This window comes from Pseudochrobactrum asaccharolyticum, assembly GCF_003314995.1.
Lineage (GTDB): Bacteria > Pseudomonadota > Alphaproteobacteria > Rhizobiales > Rhizobiaceae > Pseudochrobactrum > Pseudochrobactrum asaccharolyticum.
Map to the genome: position 1 here is coordinate 69,284 of NZ_QNRH01000006.1, position 18,367 is coordinate 87,650.

Annotated in this window: 13 protein-coding genes; 10 read left to right on the forward strand and 3 right to left on the reverse strand. The window is 52.2% G+C overall.

What is annotated here, in order from left to right; translation table 11 throughout:
• The first annotated feature begins 70 nt into the window (after window positions 1-70).
• Complete coding sequence (locus DFR47_RS15285) at window positions 71-1,189, forward strand: branched-chain amino acid ABC transporter substrate-binding protein (protein ID WP_113945280.1); 1,119 nt, start codon at window positions 71-73, stop codon at window positions 1,187-1,189.
• 446 nt (window positions 1,190-1,635) lie between these two features.
• Window positions 1,636-5,094, forward strand: a complete 3,459-nt coding sequence (pyc, locus tag DFR47_RS15290) for a pyruvate carboxylase (protein WP_113945281.1) — start codon at window positions 1,636-1,638, stop codon at window positions 5,092-5,094.
• A gap of 136 nt (window positions 5,095-5,230) precedes the next feature.
• On the opposite strand, the gene DFR47_RS15295 is transcribed toward pyc, so the two are convergent.
• Complete coding sequence (locus tag DFR47_RS15295; RefSeq protein WP_113945282.1) at window positions 5,231-5,830, reverse strand: response regulator transcription factor; 600 nt, start codon at window positions 5,828-5,830, stop codon at window positions 5,231-5,233.
• Window positions 5,827-7,827, reverse strand: coding sequence for a sensor histidine kinase (locus DFR47_RS15300; RefSeq protein ID WP_113945283.1), 2,001 nt, complete (start codon window positions 7,825-7,827; stop codon window positions 5,827-5,829). Before DFR47_RS15300 ends, DFR47_RS15295 begins: the two co-directional genes overlap by 4 nt.
• A gap of 282 nt (window positions 7,828-8,109) precedes the next feature.
• Here DFR47_RS15300 and DFR47_RS15305 point away from each other — a divergent pair, with 282 nt between their 5' ends.
• The 5 genes from DFR47_RS15305 (at window position 8,110) to ispG (ending at window position 14,002) form a co-directional block, all read left to right on the forward strand.
• Window positions 8,110-9,108 (forward strand): TRAP transporter substrate-binding protein, encoded by a 999-nt coding sequence (locus tag DFR47_RS15305; protein WP_113945415.1) that lies wholly within the window; start codon window positions 8,110-8,112, stop codon window positions 9,106-9,108.
• Between the two features lie 206 nt (window positions 9,109-9,314).
• Window positions 9,315-9,929 (forward strand): TRAP transporter small permease, encoded by a 615-nt coding sequence (locus DFR47_RS15310; protein WP_113945284.1) that lies wholly within the window; start codon window positions 9,315-9,317, stop codon window positions 9,927-9,929.
• A complete protein-coding gene (locus DFR47_RS15315; RefSeq protein WP_113945285.1) occupies window positions 9,926-11,251 on the forward strand; it encodes a TRAP transporter large permease in 1,326 nt (441 codons plus the stop codon). Before DFR47_RS15310 ends, DFR47_RS15315 begins: the two co-directional genes overlap by 4 nt.
• 173 nt (window positions 11,252-11,424) lie before the next feature.
• A complete protein-coding gene (locus DFR47_RS15320; RefSeq protein ID WP_245416586.1) occupies window positions 11,425-12,618 on the forward strand; it encodes an MFS transporter in 1,194 nt (397 codons plus the stop codon).
• A gap of 112 nt (window positions 12,619-12,730) precedes the next feature.
• Window positions 12,731-14,002, forward strand: a complete 1,272-nt coding sequence (gene ispG / locus DFR47_RS15325; RefSeq protein WP_113945286.1) for a flavodoxin-dependent (E)-4-hydroxy-3-methylbut-2-enyl-diphosphate synthase — start codon at window positions 12,731-12,733, stop codon at window positions 14,000-14,002.
• A gap of 57 nt (window positions 14,003-14,059) precedes the next feature.
• On the opposite strand, the gene DFR47_RS15330 is transcribed toward ispG, so the two are convergent.
• Window positions 14,060-14,980 (reverse strand): polyprenyl synthetase family protein, encoded by a 921-nt coding sequence (locus DFR47_RS15330; protein ID WP_113945287.1) that lies wholly within the window; start codon window positions 14,978-14,980, stop codon window positions 14,060-14,062.
• Between the two features lie 215 nt (window positions 14,981-15,195).
• Between DFR47_RS15330 and mtgA the strand changes: the two genes are divergently transcribed.
• From mtgA to DFR47_RS15345, 3 genes are all read left to right on the forward strand, one after another.
• Window positions 15,196-15,921 (forward strand): monofunctional biosynthetic peptidoglycan transglycosylase, encoded by a 726-nt coding sequence (gene mtgA / locus DFR47_RS15335; RefSeq protein WP_113945288.1) that lies wholly within the window; start codon window positions 15,196-15,198, stop codon window positions 15,919-15,921.
• A gap of 259 nt (window positions 15,922-16,180) precedes the next feature.
• A complete protein-coding gene (gene rpmF / locus DFR47_RS15340; protein ID WP_022709922.1) occupies window positions 16,181-16,363 on the forward strand; it encodes a 50S ribosomal protein L32 in 183 nt (60 codons plus the stop codon).
• Window positions 16,364-16,677: 314 nt separating this feature from the next.
• Complete coding sequence (locus DFR47_RS15345; protein ID WP_113945289.1) at window positions 16,678-17,862, forward strand: acetyl-CoA C-acetyltransferase; 1,185 nt, start codon at window positions 16,678-16,680, stop codon at window positions 17,860-17,862.
• Window positions 17,863-18,367: the final 505 nt, after the last annotated feature.

Below are 18,367 nucleotides of genomic sequence, written 5' to 3' on the forward strand. Positions count from 1 at the left end.
CTGATTCCGACGGGAAAAATACCGGATACAAACACTGTCGTATCCGGTCATATTAATGGGAGTAGGAAATATGAAAAAGTCTCTGTTCTGCGGTGTTGCCCTGTCAGCAATGCTTGCCTTTAGCGGTTCGTCATGGGCAGACATTCTGGTCGGTGTCGGCGCACCTTTAACAGGCGGCAGTGCTGCCTATGGTGCACAGATTAAAAACGGCGCGGAAGCAGCTGTAGAAGTGGTGAACGCAGCAGGCGGTTTGAACGGTGAAAAGATCGTTCTGGTTTATGGTGACGACGTTTCGGATCCAAAACAGGGCATGTCGGTTGCCAACAAGTTTGCCGCTGACGGTGTGCAGTTTGTTATCGGTCACTTCAATTCGGGTGTGAGTATTCCTGCTTCTGAAGTCTATGCTGAAAATGGTATTCTGGCGATTGCGCCCGGTACAACCAATCCGGTTTATACGGAGCGCGGTCTGTGGAATACATTCCGCACCTGCCGCCGTGACGATAACCAGGGTATCGCTGCCGCAAAATATATCGTCGACAACTTTAAAGACGGAAAAATTGCGATTGTGCATGACAAGACACCTTATGGGCAAGGTCTTGCCGACGGCACCAAAAAAGCAATGAATGATCTTGGCCTGAAAGAAACCGCCTATGAGGGCGTGAATGTCGGTGAGAAGGATTACTCCGCACTGATTGCCAAGCTCAAGCGCGATGGAATTACCGTTATTTATTGGGGTGGTCTGCATCCGGAAGCCGGTCTGATTATCCGTCAGATGGGTGATCAGGGTCTGAAAGCACAGTTCATTTCCGGCGATGGTATCGTGTCGAACGAACTGGCTTCGATTGCCGGTGATGCGGTGGCCGGTGTACTCAACACCTTCGGCCCTGATCCGCGTGAAGATCCGGCCAATGCTGAACTGATCAAGCAGTTCCGCGACAAGGGTTTTGAGCCGGAAGCCTATACTTTCTACACCTATGCCGCCGTTCAGTCGCTGGCTGCCGCTGCAAATGCTGCCGGTAGCAATGATCCGATGACTGTTGCTCAGGCCATGAAAGAAAAAGGCCCGTTCAAGACAGCCCTCGGTGATCTCTCTTATGATGAAAAGGGCGATCCGAATCTTTCCCCTTATGTCATGTTTGAGTGGCGTAAAGGCGACGACGGTAAGTATAACTACTTCCAGAAAAAATAATTCCAGAAGTCAGAGTATTTCTAAGAATTTAGAAAAATATTCTCTTTCATAGACATGGCTCTGATACTTTGGAATGATGTTTATAACAATGCCCGGCACCACAGCATAATTTTTTAAACTTCAATCAGTTTAAGATGAAATTATGCTGTAAATGTAAAGTGCTAGAGCGACCCTTGTGCGCCCAATAGGGCGCACGACGCCCTAGTGTCGGGCATTGTTATTTTCCGTCGTATTTTCACTGTTCTTTCACAAAAAAAACTTTCAGTATGCAGCGATCTTCCACTGCTCTTCACGGGAACGATGAGTGGTGGTTCATCTAAGCATGTCACAGTTAAACGGGCGCATTATGCGTCTGTGAACATACGCAATGAAAAGAATTCAGAGCGAGGCTATGAATGCGATCCCGCACATGGCGCTCTGGTGTTTTGCAGTGAGGGAGATCTGCTTTGCCTATCCATAAAATTCTTGTCGCTAACCGCTCTGAAATTGCTATCCGCGTCTTCCGCGCTGCAAATGAGCTTGGCATGAAAACCGTGGCGATCTGGGCAGAGGAAGATAAACTCGCATTACATCGTTTTAAAGCGGATGAGAGTTATCAGGTCGGGCGCGGTCCCCATCTGCAGCGTGATCTGGGGCCGATTGAAAGCTATCTCTCAATTGAGGAAGTGATCCGCGTCGCCAAGCTGTCCGGTGCCGATGCCATTCATCCGGGTTATGGTCTGCTCTCGGAAAGCCCTGAATTTGCCGATGCCTGTGCCGAGAACGGTATTATCTTTATTGGTCCGAAAGGCGACACAATGCGCCGCCTCGGCAATAAAGTGGCAGCACGCAATCTCGCTGTTGAGGTTGGCGTGCCGGTGGTGCCTGCCAGTGATCCGCTGCCGGATGATATGGATGAGGTGCGCAAAATCGCCGATAGTATTGGCTATCCTTTGATGCTTAAAGCGTCATGGGGTGGCGGCGGTCGCGGTATGCGCGCTATTCGCGAGGCCAAAGATTTAGCGCGCGAAGTGACTGAGGCCAAACGTGAAGCGAAGGCCGCCTTTGGCAAGGATGAAGTCTATCTCGAAAAACTCGTCGAAAAAGCACGCCATGTGGAAGTGCAAATTCTCGGTGATACTCATGGCAATGCCGTGCATTTGTTTGAGCGGGATTGCTCTGTACAGCGCCGCAATCAGAAAGTGGTTGAGCGCGCACCGGCACCATATCTCAATGATGCACAGCGTCAGGAACTGGCCGATTATGCGCTGAAGATCGCCCGCGCTACTCAATATATCGGGGCGGGGACTGTTGAGTTCCTGATGGATGTTTCCTCGGGTAAGTTCTACTTCATCGAGGTCAACCCGCGTATTCAAGTGGAGCATACGGTGACAGAAGAAGTCACCGGTATTGATATCGTCAAAGCGCAAATTCGTATTTTGGAAGGCGCTGCAATCGGCACGCCGGAATCCGGTGTGCCTGAGCAGAGCAAAATTGTGCTGCGTGGACATGCGCTGCAATGCCGTATCACCACGGAAGATCCGGAGCAGAACTTCATTCCGGATTACGGAAGGATTACCGCTTATCGCGGAGCAACCGGCTTTGGCATTCGTCTGGACGGTGGCACAGCCTATTCCGGTGCCTTCATCACTCGCTATTATGACCCGTTGCTGGAGAAGGTAACAGCATGGGCATCGACACCGGAAGAAGTGATCCTGCGTATGCATCGTGCACTGCGCGAATTCCGTATCCGTGGTGTATCGACCAATCTGACCTTTCTGGAAGCGATTATTACGCATCCGAAATTCCGCAGCAATGACTATACGACACGCTTTATTGACACAACGCCGGAACTGTTTGAGCATGTGAAACGGCAGGATCGTGCAACCAAGCTCCTGACCTATATTGCTGATGTGACTGTTAATGGTCATCCAGAAACCAAAGGACGTGCAATGCCCGCAGCCAATGCGGCAGCTCCGAAAGTGCCTTATGTACCAGACGGTGAAATTCAGAGCGGCACACGTCAGAAACTGGCAGAGCTCGGGCCACAGAAATTTACGCAATGGATGCGTGAGCAAAAGCGGGTGCTGGTGACCGATACAACTATGCGGGACGGACATCAGTCACTGCTCGCCACACGTATGCGTACCTATGATATTGCGCAAATTGCCGAAACCTATGCCCGTTTGCTGCCGAACTTGTTCTCGCTGGAATGCTGGGGCGGTGCGACCTTTGATGTGGCGATGCGCTTTCTCACCGAAGATCCGTGGGAGAGGTTGAGCAAGGTGCGTGATGGCGCGCCGAACCTGCTGTTGCAAATGCTGCTGCGCGGTGCCAATGGCGTGGGTTATAAGAGCTATCCCGATAATGTGGTGACGCAATTTGTTCGTGAAGCTGCACGCGGCGGCATTGATCTGTTCCGCGTGTTTGACAGTCTCAACTGGGTTGAGAATATGCGCGTGTCGATGGATGCGGTGCTGAGCGAGGGCAAACTCTGCGAGGCGGCGATTTGCTATACCGGCGATCTGATGAATGCGGCGCGCTCGCAATATGACCTCAATTACTATTTGAAACTGGCGCGTGAGGTGGAAAAAGCCGGCGCGCATATTATCGCCATTAAAGATATGGCAGGGCTTTTGAAGCCGCAGGCTGCCCGCACATTATTTACAGCTTTGCGGCAGGAAACCGATCTGCCGATCCATTTCCATACCCATGATACATCCGGTATTGCGGCGGCAACGGTGCTGGCGGCTGTGGAGAGCGGCGTCGATGCGGTGGATGCGGCAATGGATGCTTTGTCCGGTAATACCTCACAGCCATGTCTCGGCTCGATTGTCGAAGCGCTGGCGGGCAGTGAACGCGATCCGCAACTTGATCCGGCTTCGATCCGCCGGATTTCCTTCTATTGGGAAGCGGCACGCAATCAATATGCAGCCTTTGAAAGCGACCTGAAAGGCCCTGCCTCGGAGGTTTATCTGCATGAAATGCCGGGCGGTCAGTTCACCAATCTGAAAGAACAGGCACGTTCACTGGGGCTGGAAAGCCGCTGGCATGAGGTGGCACAGGCCTATGCCGATGTGAACCTGATGTTCGGCGATATTGTCAAAGTCACGCCGTCTTCCAAAGTAGTGGGTGATATGGCGCTGATGATGGTCAGTCAGGATTTGACGACAGGCGATGTGACCAATCCGGCGAAGGATATTGCCTTTCCCGATTCCGTTGTCTCGATGATGCGCGGCGATCTTGGCCAGCCACCGGCAGGCTGGCCGAAAGATTTGCAGGCCAAAGTGCTGAAAGGCGAAAAGCCGTTCACAACCCGTCCGGGTGCGTTGTTGCAACCGGCTGATCTTACAGTAGAGCGCAAAGAGCTTGAAGCTAAGCTGGAGCGTAAAGTCAGTGATCAGGAGTTCGCATCCTATCTGATGTATCCGAAAGTCTTCACTGATTTTGCCGGTGCGCAAACCCTTTATGGGCCGACAAGCGTGCTGCCGACGCCGGTTTATTTCTACGGATTGGCACAGGAGCAGGAGGTCTTTGTTGAGATTGAGCGCGGCAAGACGTTGGTTATCCGCAATCAGGCTTTGGGCGATGTTGATGATCAGGGCATGGTCACGGTGTTCTTTGAGCTGAATGGTCAGCCGCGCCGTATCAAAGTGCCGGATCGCACACGCGGTGCCGGTAAAGGGGCAAAGCGTAAAGTGGAGCTGAACAATGAAGCACATATCGGTGCGCCGATGCCTGGCATTGTTTCAACTGTTGCGGTTGTCAGCGGGCAGAGCGTGAAGGCTGGCGATGTATTGCTTTCCATTGAAGCTATGAAGATGGAGACAGCAATCCATGCCGAGCGCGATGGCGTGCTGGCAGAGGTGCTGGTGCGTGCCGGTGATCAGATTGATGCGAAAGACCTGCTGATTATCTACGCATAGATTTCAGAGCGGCAGAGCATTTAGAGCGCGTTTCGATCTGATTGAATCAGATCGGCGCTCTAACACTCTGATTTGACGCGCATCTTGTCCGAAAACCGTTTCACACTTTTCGGGATGCGCTCTAAACTCTGCCGCTTTAATTCTGCTCTGTGAAGCTGATCAGGCGTGCCAGTTCAACGGCATTACGAGCATCCATTTTTTCCATAATATGGGCGCGATGCACTTCAATTGTGCGCACTGTAATATCCAGCTTGTCAGCAATCTGTTTGTTGAGCAGCCCTTCTAAGATCATCGACAGCACTTCATTCTCACGCGGGGAAAGCTGTGCGCGCTTGCGCCGTAATTCGTCACGCTGACGGTCGGAGGCTGCACGTTCTTTGGCTTTGTGCAGGGCATCCAAGACACGATCGACCAGATTATTGTCGTTGAACGGCTTTTCGAGAAAATCCGCAGCCCCCTGTTTTAGGCATTCTACGGCGAGCGGAATATCTCCGTGACCGGTAAGAAAAATCACCGGCTGCCGGGCTTGCAGGCTGATCAGCCGGTCAAAAACCTCAAGGCCGGACATGCCGTCCATCCGCATATCCAGAAGGATGCAGCCTTGTAAATCCGGCGTCCAGTCTTTCAGGAAATCCTCACCGGACGGCCATGTAACAACGCCCACACCGCGCGAGCGAAACAGCCATGACAGGCTGTCGCGGATTGCCTCATCATCATCAACAATATGAACGGTCATGATCGTGTTTCCTGAGATATCAGCGGCAGGGAAAGGCAAAAACTTGCGCCTTGTTTGTCCGGTGTTGCCAGTAACCAGAGACGGCCTTTATGGGATTCGAGAATAGAGCGGCAGATCGGCAATCCCATGCCCATCCCTTCGGATTTTGAGGAAATGAAAGGCGTGAAAATCTCATTCTCCATGCCTTCAGGAATACCATGCCCGTGATCAGTGATAGTGACAACGGCCTCATTGTGGCTGGCTTCAAGCACAATATGCAAGACCTGCCGGTTACGGGGCAGTCCTGCCGCGGCCTCACGGGCATTGCGCATCAGATTGAGCAAAACCTGCTGGATCAGCACGGCATCGGCACGTACCGGCACCGGTGCATCCGGCAGTTTCATATCAATGCGCCCGCCGCCTCTGGTCATATCCGTACTGATAAAGCTGGTGGCATCCTGCAGGATTTTGCGCAGATCACGGTGTTCCGGTGTGACTGAGCGTTTGCGCACAAAATCATGGACACGATGCACAATCGTACCGGCACGCTGTGCCTGATCGGAGAGTTTCTGCAGGGCGTTGGTCAGATCTTCCGGCTGCACAGTGCCGGATTTCAGCAGGTTGAGGCTACCGGTGGCATAGCTGGTAATTGCGGCCAGCGGCTGGTTCAGTTCATGCGCCAGCGTCGAGGCCATTTCGCCCATGGTAATCAGGCGGGCATTGTGCTGGAGTTTCTCCGCCTCGGTTTGGCGGGCTTCATCCAATCTTTTGCGCTCGGTCACATCAACGAGCGACCCCATCCAGCCGATATGAATACCATCTGCATCAATCAGCGGTGCTTCATAGACCTGAATATCAATCAGTTTGCCGTCAGGGCGTATAAACCGTGTTTCAAATTCATGAGGGGCAATACCGGTGCTGCGCATATCATTCTGGCGCTGAATGCCTTCCGAGATAATTTCCGGCGCCCAGTAGGGATGCGGGGGCATCATGCCGATCAGCTGTTTTTCGTCATAACCGACCATGCGGCAGAATTCAGGATTCACATAGATGATCCGGCCGTTACGGTCACGGGCACGCATGCCGATGGTCAGGGAGTTTTCCATCGCCTGCCGGAATGCATATTCGGTGCGCAGCGCATGTTCTGCTGCGGCTCTGCGCCGGTTCTGGCGATAGGCCATCCAGAGATTGATAATCACCAGAATGGTCAGGCCGATAATCGCCGCAGAGATCACGATCGGGCCGATGGCCGGTCGGCTCTGATAAGGGGTAACGGTAATATACGTCCCGTTAAGCGGCGGGTCGAAGGAGATCGTATGCCGAGCCTGATCATTGGTCGGCATGATACTCGATTTGGAAATCAGCGGATCGCCGCCGGAATCCGTAAGCGATACCTGATATTTTCCGGCGACCCACCACGGCACATTGCGCGACAGCAACCTGTCCAGCGAGATAATCACCCAGAGCGTACCGGCAGAGCGGTTATTATTATAGACTGGTGCCACCATATCAACGACCCAGCCTTCGCTGGTATGGCGCGGCGGTGAGTAAACCGGCTTACCGAATAACCGGCTGTGCTCCGCCAGTGACGGTTTATAATCGGCAATAACATTAAGTCCGGGCGGTGCGCTTTCCAGCAGATTGCCATCCGGCGCAAACCAGCTGATATCAATCAGCTCGGGGTGGATCGCAATCAGATGCTGGGCTTTGGTGCGCAGATTATCTGTTTGCTGTGCATCGCGTTCAATATCGACGCCGAGATCACGCAATTCGGTTTCAAATGTCTGCAACTGAAAGCGCAGATATTGCTCAACCCATAAAGCGTCGGTTGTCAGTTTTTTCTCAGTTTCAGACTGGTTGTCACGCGAGGTCATCCAGATCAGCGCAACGATCAGGGTCACAATCAGCAGTATCGCGAGCAGGGGAATAATCAACGTATAATCACGCACAGCTATACGAAAGCCTGACCGGCTTTTGCGGCTGTCTTGCGGATTTTTTACTGCGCGCTGAAATCTCATGTGATCGTTTGAGTATCCTTATACCAAAACCGTATGAGTGTGACTCATGGGGTTTTGGTTAAGCCCGAGTGGCGATTGAACTTTTTCAAGGCGTGATGCGTTAGCACCTTGGTATTAATGATATTTATAAGCATAACCAGTTTTATGCATTTATGCCTGTGGTAAACCACAATAGAAATACTGTGGGTTTCCACAATAGAATTACGGCTCCACTCCTTTTAAGGATTTTATCTGGATTTTTACTCCGTGGGGGAGTTTATGCAGGCTTGGGAGGGCCGCTCAATGAAATTTCTGACAACTGCCGGTCTTGCTGCAATGCTCGCATTTGGTGTGAGCTCAACCGCGCTTGCGCAGGCTATAACCATTAAATTCAGTCATGTTGTGGCACCGGATACACCAAAGGGCAAAGGCGCAGAGAAGTTCAAGGAACTGGCTGAAGCCTATACTGAAGGTAAAGTGAAGGTTGAGGTCTATCCGAACTCCCAGCTTTACAAAGATAAAGAAGAGCTGGAAGCCTTGCAGCTTGGTGCCGTGCAGATGCTGGCACCGTCACTGGCAAAATTCGGCCCGCTCGGTGTGCGTGAATTTGAAGTGTTCGATCTGCCTTTCATCATGAAAGACTATGATGATCTGCGCAAAATCACTGATGGTCCGGTTGGTCGTGCGCTCCTCGACAAACTGGATGCCAAAGGAATTATCGGTCTTGCCTATTGGGATAACGGCTTCAAAGTGATGTCGGCAAACAGCCCTATGCATGTACCGGATGATTTTCTTGGTCTTAAAATGCGTATTCAGTCTTCCAAAATTCTGGAAGCGCAGATGAAAGCGCTGGGGGCAGTGCCACAGGTTCTGGCCTTCTCTGAAGTGTATCAGGCTTTGCAGACCGGTGTTGTTGATGGCACAGAAAACCCGCCATCCAATATGTATACCCAGAAAATGCATGAAGTGCAGAAACATGCCACGGTCTCGAACCATGGCTATCTGGGCTATGCGGTGATCGTCAATAAAGCCTTCTGGGAAGGTCTGCCGGAAGATGTGCGTGGTCAGCTTGATAAAGCGATGGCGGAATCAACCGCCTATGCCAACGAAATTGCCCAGAAAGAGAATGACGATTCACTGGCTGCGATGAAAGCGGCAGGGACAACGACATTCTACGATCTGACACCGGAAGAACGTGCAGAATGGGTTGAGGCACTCAAGCCTGTTCATACGGAAATGGCTGACCGTGTGGGCGCAGACCTGATCAAACAGGTTTATGAAGCCGTCGGAATGAAAGACTAATCCTTTCAGGATTCCGCTGCAAAGTCCCCCTTTGTTGCAGCGGGCTTGCCTGCCCTGATGTTGGTGCTCAGGGCAGGCACATATTCCGCTTTATCTTTTTCTTCACTGTTGCGCGCATTGCCTGTCTTTGCGAGGGATGTTTTGTGCGCAAATTTTGACTAACAAAAGCACCATGAAACGGTGCTGTCTCATCTGAGGAGCATCCCATGGTGTTGCGTATCCTCGACCGCTTCGAAGAAATATTGCTGTCTTTTTTGATTGCATCAGCCGTTGTGCTGATCTTTGTGGCGGTTGCTCACCGTTATTCTATTGGCGTTGCCGCAGATTTCTTGTCATGGGCGCGCGCTAATAATTATCCTGAACTGCAGGCCTATGCCCGCAGTTTTTATCGCTGGCTGGCATCCATCAATCTGACCTGGGCGCAGGAAGCCTGTATCTATCTGTTTGTCTGGATGGCGAAATTCGGTGCTGCTTACGGCGTGCGCATCGGCATCCATGTCGGCGTGGATGTACTGGTTGAACGCATGTCACCGAGAAATCAGCGCCTGATGATTATCATCGCCTTTCTGGCCTGTATTTTATTCACGGCAATTGTTGCGTGGATCGGCGCGGATTTCGTCTGGCATATTTCCAAAACCGGCCAGATTTCCGCTGATCTCGAAATGCCGATGTGGATTGTCTATCTGGCGGTTCCGCTTGGTTCGGCGCTGATGTGCTTCCGCTTTGTACAGGCAATGTGGCTCTATCTGACAACCGGTACAATCGTTCACCATGATCACGGTCATGTGGATGGTATGGAAGAAGCGGAGGAATTCCGATGACCGCTCTGATCATCTTTTTAATTCTTGCGCTGCTGCTGGTCACCGGTATGCCGGTTTCTATCGCGCTGGGTCTGACAGTTTTTACCTTTCTGTTTTCCTTCACCTCCATCCCGATGGATTCAATCGCGCTGAAGCTGTTCACCGGTATTGAAAAATTCGAGATCATGGCGATCCCGTTTTTCATTCTTGCCGGTAACTTCCTCACCCATGGCGGGGTGGCCAAACGGATGATCCGGTTTGCGACCTCTATGGTTGGCCACTGGTATGGTGGTATGGGGCTGGCCGCTGTGGCTGCCTGTTCGCTGTTTGCGGCGATTTCCGGTTCCTCACCGGCAACGGTTATGGCCGTGGGCTCAATCCTGATACCGGCCATGGTCAAGCAGGGCTATCCGCCGCAATTCGGTACCGGTGTTATCGCAACTTCCGGCGGGCTTGGTATTCTCATTCCGCCGTCGATTGTGATGGTGATGTATGCGGTGGCAACATCCGGCATGGTGGTGACAGGACCGGACGGTGCGCCGGTGATGTCGGCCTCGATCGGTACGCTGTTTATGGCCGGTGTGGTGCCGGGCCTGATGCTGGCAACGATGCTGGGCGGTACAACCATCTGGCGCGCATGGAAAAACGGTTATCCGCGGATGCAGCGTGCTGCATGGGGAGAGCGTTGGCAGGCATTCCGTGAATCCGTCTGGGGTTTGATGCTGATAGTCATCATTATGGGCGGGATTTACGGCGGTATCTTCACGCCGACCGAAGCGGCAGCCGTTTCTGCGGTCTATGCTTTCGTGATTGCGGTCTTTGTTTATAAAGATATCAAGCTGCATGAAGTGCCGCGGGTGCTGCTGTCATCGGCGGCGATGAGCGCCATGCTGCTCTATATTATCACCAATGCGGTGATGTTCGCCTTCATTCTGACTTCGGAACAAATTCCGCAGCAGATGAGTGCATGGATTGTTGAGCAGGGCTTCGGTGTTATCGGCTTCTTGCTGATGGTGAATATCATTCTGCTGCTGATCGGTATGGTGATGGAACCATCGGCTGTGGTTCTGATTATGGCGCCGATCCTCTATCCGATTGCGGTGAAACTCGGTGTTGATCCGGTGCATTTCGGTGTGATGATGATCGTTAATATGGAGATCGGGCTGTGTACACCGCCGGTGGGGCTCAATCTCTATGTGGCCTCATCCATCTCGAAAATGGGGTTGACGGCAGTCACGATCTCAACCTTGCCATGGATTATTACGACGCTGGTATTCCTGGGGCTGATTACTTATGTGCCGCAGATCACGCTTTGGCTGCCGCATATGCTGGGTATGAAATAGCAGGTTTGAGCTTTCAATCCTTGAAACAGGCGGCCATTGTGCCGCCTGCTTTGTTGTAAAAATCCTGTGACGCGACAGCTGTACACTTGCGTTGATTTCTGATGCGTGTGAAATGCTCAGAAAAGCAGGGCATATTTGCCTGAACTCATGTCTGAACCTGATGGAGCGGTTTTGTGAGCGGAGATGCAGGGATCAGTACAGGACAGGTATCCGGTAGCGATGCCGGTCTGAAATATTACCGCTGGGCAGTGGCTGGTGCCTTTTTTGCCAATGGTTTTGTAACCGGCAGCTGGGCGTTGCATATTCCGCTGATGATGAGCCGTCTCGGCGTGTCCGAAGGTGTCTTCGGCTTGCTCATTTTGGTTTTCGGCCTTGGTGCTTTAGCGGCGATGGGACTATGCGGGCCTTTATTGGCACGCTATGGCTCGGATCGGGTGACCAAAGCTTTTGCTGTCGGCGTGGCGTTCTGGCTGATTTTAGTTTCACTCACCAGCAATCTTTATCTCGCAGTACCGGCGCTGTTTTTGCTGGGAGCATTTTTCGGTGGCATGGATGTGGCGATGAATGCCAATGCCGTTGCGGTTGAAAAAACGCTCGGCCGCGCGCTGATGTCTTCCTCCCATGGTTTCTGGAGCCTTGGCGGTTTTGCCGGCAGTGCGCTGGGCGGGCTGTTTCTGCGCTATCAGGGTGCGATCAGCCATGCGGTTCTGGTGAGTGTCATTGCGGGCATCATCATGCTGATTGCCCTGCCCAGGATGGTGATTGACCGTCAACCGCAGAGCAGCGAGAAAATCCGCTTCCGCCTGCCGGATCAGCCGGTGATCTATCTGATTGGTATGATGGCGCTGTTTGCCATGGTGCCTGAAGGGGCGGTGCTGGATTGGGCGGCGGTCTATATTCAGCAGGCTTTCGAGGCTGATCTGACCACGGCCGGTTATGGCTATGCAGCTTTTTCCGCGACGATGGCGCTGGTTCGTTTCCTTGGTGATGGTGTGCGCAACCGGTTTGGCGCCGTGCGTACCTTCCGCGTGTCGATCATTATTGCCGCACTGGGCTTGTTTGTCAGCGGATTTGCACCACATGCGTGGATAGCAATTCTGGCTTTTGCGATTGCCGGACTTGGTGTGGCGAATATTGTTCCGATTATTTTTTCTGCAGCAGGTAATCAGAGCGGTATTCATGCCGGTACAGCGCTCAGTCTTGTCACATTGATGGGCTATTCAGGTATTCTGGTGGCACCGTCACTGATCGGCTTTATCGGCGGGCATGTCGGTTTCGGACCGGTTTATATGGTACTGGCCTTGATGCTGATCGTGGTATTCATGCTTTCATCGCTTGCAAGTGCCGCAGATCATAAAAGAGAATAGAGTTTTTGAAAGAGCTGCTGTAAGACTGTCACAATTGCGGTTCACAAGCTGTTCCGTCACGGTTACGAAATTGTGCTGAACCGATCTGTTTCACTATAAAGAATGTACGACTATGGCTTCTGATAATCTCCACTATTACGCTCATCCCTTTGCCCGCCGCACATCTGTCGGGGTCAATGTCGGCGGCGTGATTGTTGGTGGCGATGCGCCGGTGGTGGTACAATCCATGACCAATACGGACACGGCAGATATTGACGGCACTGTTGCGCAGGTCGCAGCTTTGCATCATGCCGGTTCCGAACTGGTGCGTATTACGGTCGATCGTGATGAATCCGCTGCAGCTGTTCCGAAAATCCGTGAACGCCTTGAGCGCCTTGGCCTCAATGTACCGCTGATCGGTGACTTCCATTATATCGGCCATAAGCTGCTGTCAGACCATCCGGCTTGTGCGGAAGCGCTGGCAAAGTATCGTATCAATCCGGGCAATGTCGGCTTCAAAGATAAAAAAGACAAGCAGTTTGCCGAAATCATTGAAATGGCAATCCGCTATAACAAGCCGGTACGTATCGGTGTGAACTGGGGTTCGCTGGATCAGGAATTGCTGACCACTTTGATGGATCGCAATCAGGCCGAAGGTGCACCGCTGACCGCGCAGGAAGTGATGCGCGAGGCGATTATCCAGTCGGCACTGATCTCTGCTGATCTGGCTGAAGAGATCGGTCTACCGCGTGACAAAATTATTCTTTCCGCCAAAGTCAGTCAGGTGCAGGATCTGATTGCTGTCTATGCAGAGCTTGCCAAGCGTTGTGACCATGCGCTGCATCTGGGTCTTACCGAAGCCGGTATGGGCACCAAGGGTATTGTGGCTTCTTCCGCTGCCATGGGCATTCTGTTGCAGCAGGGTATCGGCGATACAATCCGTATTTCTCTGACACCGGAGCCGAATGGTGACCGTACCCGCGAGGTGCAGGTCTCGCAGGAACTGCTGCAGGTGATGGGATTCCGTCAGTTTATCCCGATTGTTGCGGCATGCCCGGGTTGTGGCCGCACCACTTCAACAGTGTTTCAGGAACTGGCGCAGACCATTCAGAACGATATCCGCACCAATATGCCGATCTGGCGTGAAAAGTATCCGGGTGTTGAAGGTCTGTCTGTTGCGGTGATGGGCTGTATCGTCAATGGTCCGGGCGAATCGAAACACGCAGATATCGGTATTTCTTTACCGGGCACCGGTGAAACACCATCCGCACCGGTTTTTGTCGATGGCAAGAAAGTCGCCACACTGCGCGGCCCTGCCATTGCCGAAGATTTCCAGAAAATGGTGGCTGATTATATTGAAAACCGCTACGGGCTTGGCGCGAAAAAGCCGGAAGCCGCAGAATAAGAATAATAAAAAAGCTCTCATATTTTATGAGAGCTTTTTAATGTGTTTTTATTGAATTCAGTTCTCTCGCCATGCGATGAAATGCGCGGCTTCTCTGAGAACCTGCCCCTTTTCACCAAAAGGTGCGAGTAGGTCTTCTGCCTGTGCAACGAGCCCCGCCAGTTGCTTCTTCGTCCAGTCAATGCCGTGGAGTGAAACAAGCGTAGCTTTGCCTGCGGCAGCATCTTTGCCTGTGGCTTTACCCATAGTGGCTGCATCGGCAGTGACATCCAGCAGATCATCCGCAAGCTGGAAAGCCAGACCAATGGCCGAACCGAATTCAGCAAGGCGCTCGCGCTCTTCTGTGCTGGCATTGCCGATAATTGCACCGGCTTCACAGGCGAAGCGGATCAGTGCGCCGGTTTTCATCGCTTGCAAAGTGATGATTTCAGCTTCATCAGGACTGGCTGTTTCGGCCATCAGATCAAGCGCCTGACCGCCAACCATGCCGCCGACGCCGGAGGCGCGTGACAAAGCCAGTACCAGATCAAGACGGGTTTTTACCGGTAGTTCGGTAGCATCATCAGCAATAATATCGAAAGCATAGGTCAGAAGGCCGTCACCGGCGAGAATCGCTGCGGCTTCATCATAGGCCTTATGTACTGTCGGCTGGCCGCGACGCATATCATCATCGTCCATGGCCGGCAGATCATCATGAACCAGCGAATAGCAATGGATACATTCCAGCGCTGCGGCAACGCGCATGGCAGCTTGCGGGTCAGCATCATAAAGACGCGCAGCTTCCGTGACCAGAAAAGGACGCAAACGCTTGCCACCATTGAGAGCACCATGACGGATAGCAGCCATCAGGCGGGGCGGGCGGATAACCTCACCGGCACGCGAGCGCTCATCCAGCAGCGTGATCAGTAATTGTTCAACAGATGCGGCATGGATTGCCAGCCGCTGACCGAAACCGGAAATGTCATGATCGTTTTTCATGGGTCTAGGGCATGAACCATTCGTCTGCAATAATCAACTCCTGTCGGGTTGGTGCAATATGAAATTTCTGTATCAGAAGCGGTGCAGAACAAGTGCGAAATGCTTTTTATTAATAAAAAGTTTCTGAAAACTGATATGTCTTGCAGAGCTCGCTTTTCAATTTGCCGAAATTGTGCAGTAACGGGACAGAAAATAACGGAGTGATGACGCGCACAATGACAAAACTTGTCATTCATAAGGAGGACGGCACCAGCTATCTGGCTGATCCTGTTCGCGCGCGTCCGTGGTGGCGATGGCTGAAGCGCGGCCTCGCTTTGCTGGTGCTCGCGCCTTTCGCACTGTTGCTGCTCTATAAGCTGCCTTTTGTGCATCCGGTATCGACCTTGATGATCAAAGATCTGGTGACGCTGAAAGGCTATGAGCGCCAATGGGTGCCGCTGGAGGATATTGCTCCGGTGCTGGTCAATTCGGTCATGATGTCCGAGGACGGGCAGTTTTGCAGTCATAATGGTATTGACTGGAATCAGTTGAAGCTGGTGCTCAGCAGCGATGGCGAGCCAAGCCGCGGCGCTTCGACCATTCCGATGCAGACGGTGAAGAATCTCTTCCTCTGGAACGGGCGCTCCTATGTGCGCAAAGCGCTGGAATTTCCGCTGGCTCAAGGCGCTTCATTGATTCTTTCCAAACGCCGGATGATGGAGATTTATCTCAATATCGTCGAATGGGGAGACGGGATTTATGGCGTTGAGGCCGCTGCCCAGCATTATTTCAAACGCCCTGCATCCAAGCTGACTGCACGGCAGGCGGCTTATCTGGCCGTTACGCTGCCGAATCCGATTCTCCGTGATGCGTCCAAACCCAGCCGCGGAATGGTGCGAATTTCCCGCATTGTTGAGAACAGAGCCCGTCAAAGCGGTGCTTATGTCGGCTGCGTGCAGTAAAATTCAGAAAAACTGCCACAAAACTGCGAAATCTTTTGTCCTTAGCGCATAAATGGTGCTATAGAGCGGCGACTGAAATACATTTCTAAGCAGGTTTTAAGCCGGTAAATCAGGATTTGCATAAAAAAAATGTGAGTCCTGCTGGTCAAAAGACGTTTGAGCGTGTATAGGCAGCAAAACTTTCCGGAACAATGTCCGATGTGACAGCCTCGCTTTGAGGCACCGGACATTCGATTGACTAATCACTGGAGCAGAATCAATGGCTGTACCTAAACGAAAAACTTCCCCTTCGAAGCGCGGCATGCGTCGTTCGGCTGATGCGCTGAAGGCTCCGACATATGTTGAAGACAAGAACTCCGGCGAACTGCGTCGCCCGCACCATATCGATCTGAAGAGCGGTATGTATCGCGGCCGTCAGGTTCTGGAGCCAAAGGAAGCGTAATTTCGCTTTTTCTTGGAGCTATTAAAAAGGCCGGCTTTTTAGCCGGTCTTTTTTGTTTGCAGCTTGTACTGCATGGCAGGTTATTCCGGCAATGTATGACCTGCTGAGTGATTAATCTCTGAAACAGGCGATTTTCTTCCCATACGGCTAAATTTTAGCGCTGTACCGCCCTGATAGTGATGCGGGTTATGCGAAAAATTCAGAACCTTGATCGCAATTAGTGCCAGCATCATTTGTAAGTGGCGCTATAGTGAGGAAAAGTCGGGTCCTTATACGGTGACCAGACAAACTGGGAAGTGAGGAAGGGTCCTGTCATGAGCAAAGAAACATCAGTCGTTATTGCCAGCGCTGCACGCACGCCGGTTGGCTCATTCAATGGCGCTTTTGCCAATGTGCCTGCCCATGAGTTGGGTGCAACTGCAATCAAGGCTGCGCTGGAGCGCGCCGGTGTTGCCGCTGCTGATGTTGATGAAGTGATCTTTGGTCAGGTGCTGACAGCAGGACAAGGGCAGAATCCGGTGCGTCAGGCTGCAATCGCTGCGGGTTGCCCGATTGAAACAACCGGCTTTGCCGTCAACCAGCTCTGCGGTTCTGGCTTGCGCTCGGTAGCGCTCGGGCTGCAGCAGATTGCCAATGGCGATGCCTCGGTAATTGTTGCCGGTGGTCAGGAATCAATGTCGATGGCGCCGCATTGCGCGCATTTGCGCTCAGGCACCAAAATGGGCGACATGACCATGATCGATACCATGATGAAGGACGGTCTGACCGATGCCTTCCACGGCTATCCTATGGGCGTGACAGCGGAGAATATTGCGGATCGCTGGCAGCTGAGCCGCGAGGATCAGGATAATTTTGCCCTTGCTTCGCAGAACAAGGCAGAGGCCGCACAGGTTGCTGGTCGTTTTAAAGACGAGATCGTGCCTGTGGTCATTAAAACCCGTAAGGGTGAGGTGGTTGTGAGTGAGGATGAATATATCCGCCACGGCACCACGATTGAGGCTTTGCAGAAACTGCGTCCGGCTTTTGCCAAAGAAGGCACAGTGACTGCCGGTAATGCCTCCGGCATTAATGATGGTGCCGCTGCAACTGTTCTGATGAGTGAAGCGGAGGCGGAACGTCGTGGTATCAAGCCATTGGCGCGTATCGTTTCCTGGGCAACGGCAGGTGTTGATCCGGCTGTGATGGGCACAGGGCCGATTCCTGCCTCACGCAAGGCGCTGGAGAAAGCTGGCTGGACAGTGAGGGATCTGGAACTGGTTGAAGCCAATGAGGCTTTTGCTGCGCAGGCCTGCTGTGTCACCCGTGAGCTGGGGCTTGATCCGGCTATCGTCAATGTGAATGGTGGTGCCATTGCAATTGGTCACCCGATCGGTGCCTCCGGTGCCCGTGTTCTGACCACGCTGCTTTATGAAATGCAGCGCCGCGATGCGAAAAAAGGTCTGGCGACCTTGTGTATTGGTGGTGGTATGGGCGTAGCGCTCTGCGTTGAACGCGATTGAGATAAGTTCTGCTGCATAAGTTAACGCCAGAAAGCGAATATACATAACAAGGCCGCGAAAAAATTAACCTTTTCGCGGCCTTTTGCTGTCTGCTTAGACTATATTACAGTGATCTTATACTGTATGTAGTGATTGCACGATTTTTATATCTATATTTTGTGAGAACAAGGCAGGAACTTAGCTCTATCAGCGATTCGTCGCCGATTCGTTCAGGGTTTGGCCGGAATCTTAATCTCTTCTGTGATTGGTGCTGCAATGCAGCCCGGATTATTAAGAAAACCTTCATCTCTCTTAACAGGGCTTGATCGTTGAAATTGGTATTTTAGAAGTAAAACCAATATGACCGGTGACAGTTGAGTTAAAAGTTAATTTTATCGGGGTTTCCTGCGCTCTCTGCAAACTGGCCTTCTGTATATTGTGCCTATTTTTCTTCAAGGCACATGATGTGGTTTGAACAAAATAAGAACTTTGTAAAACCTTTGATTCGTAGCTGCTTTGTTCCTTT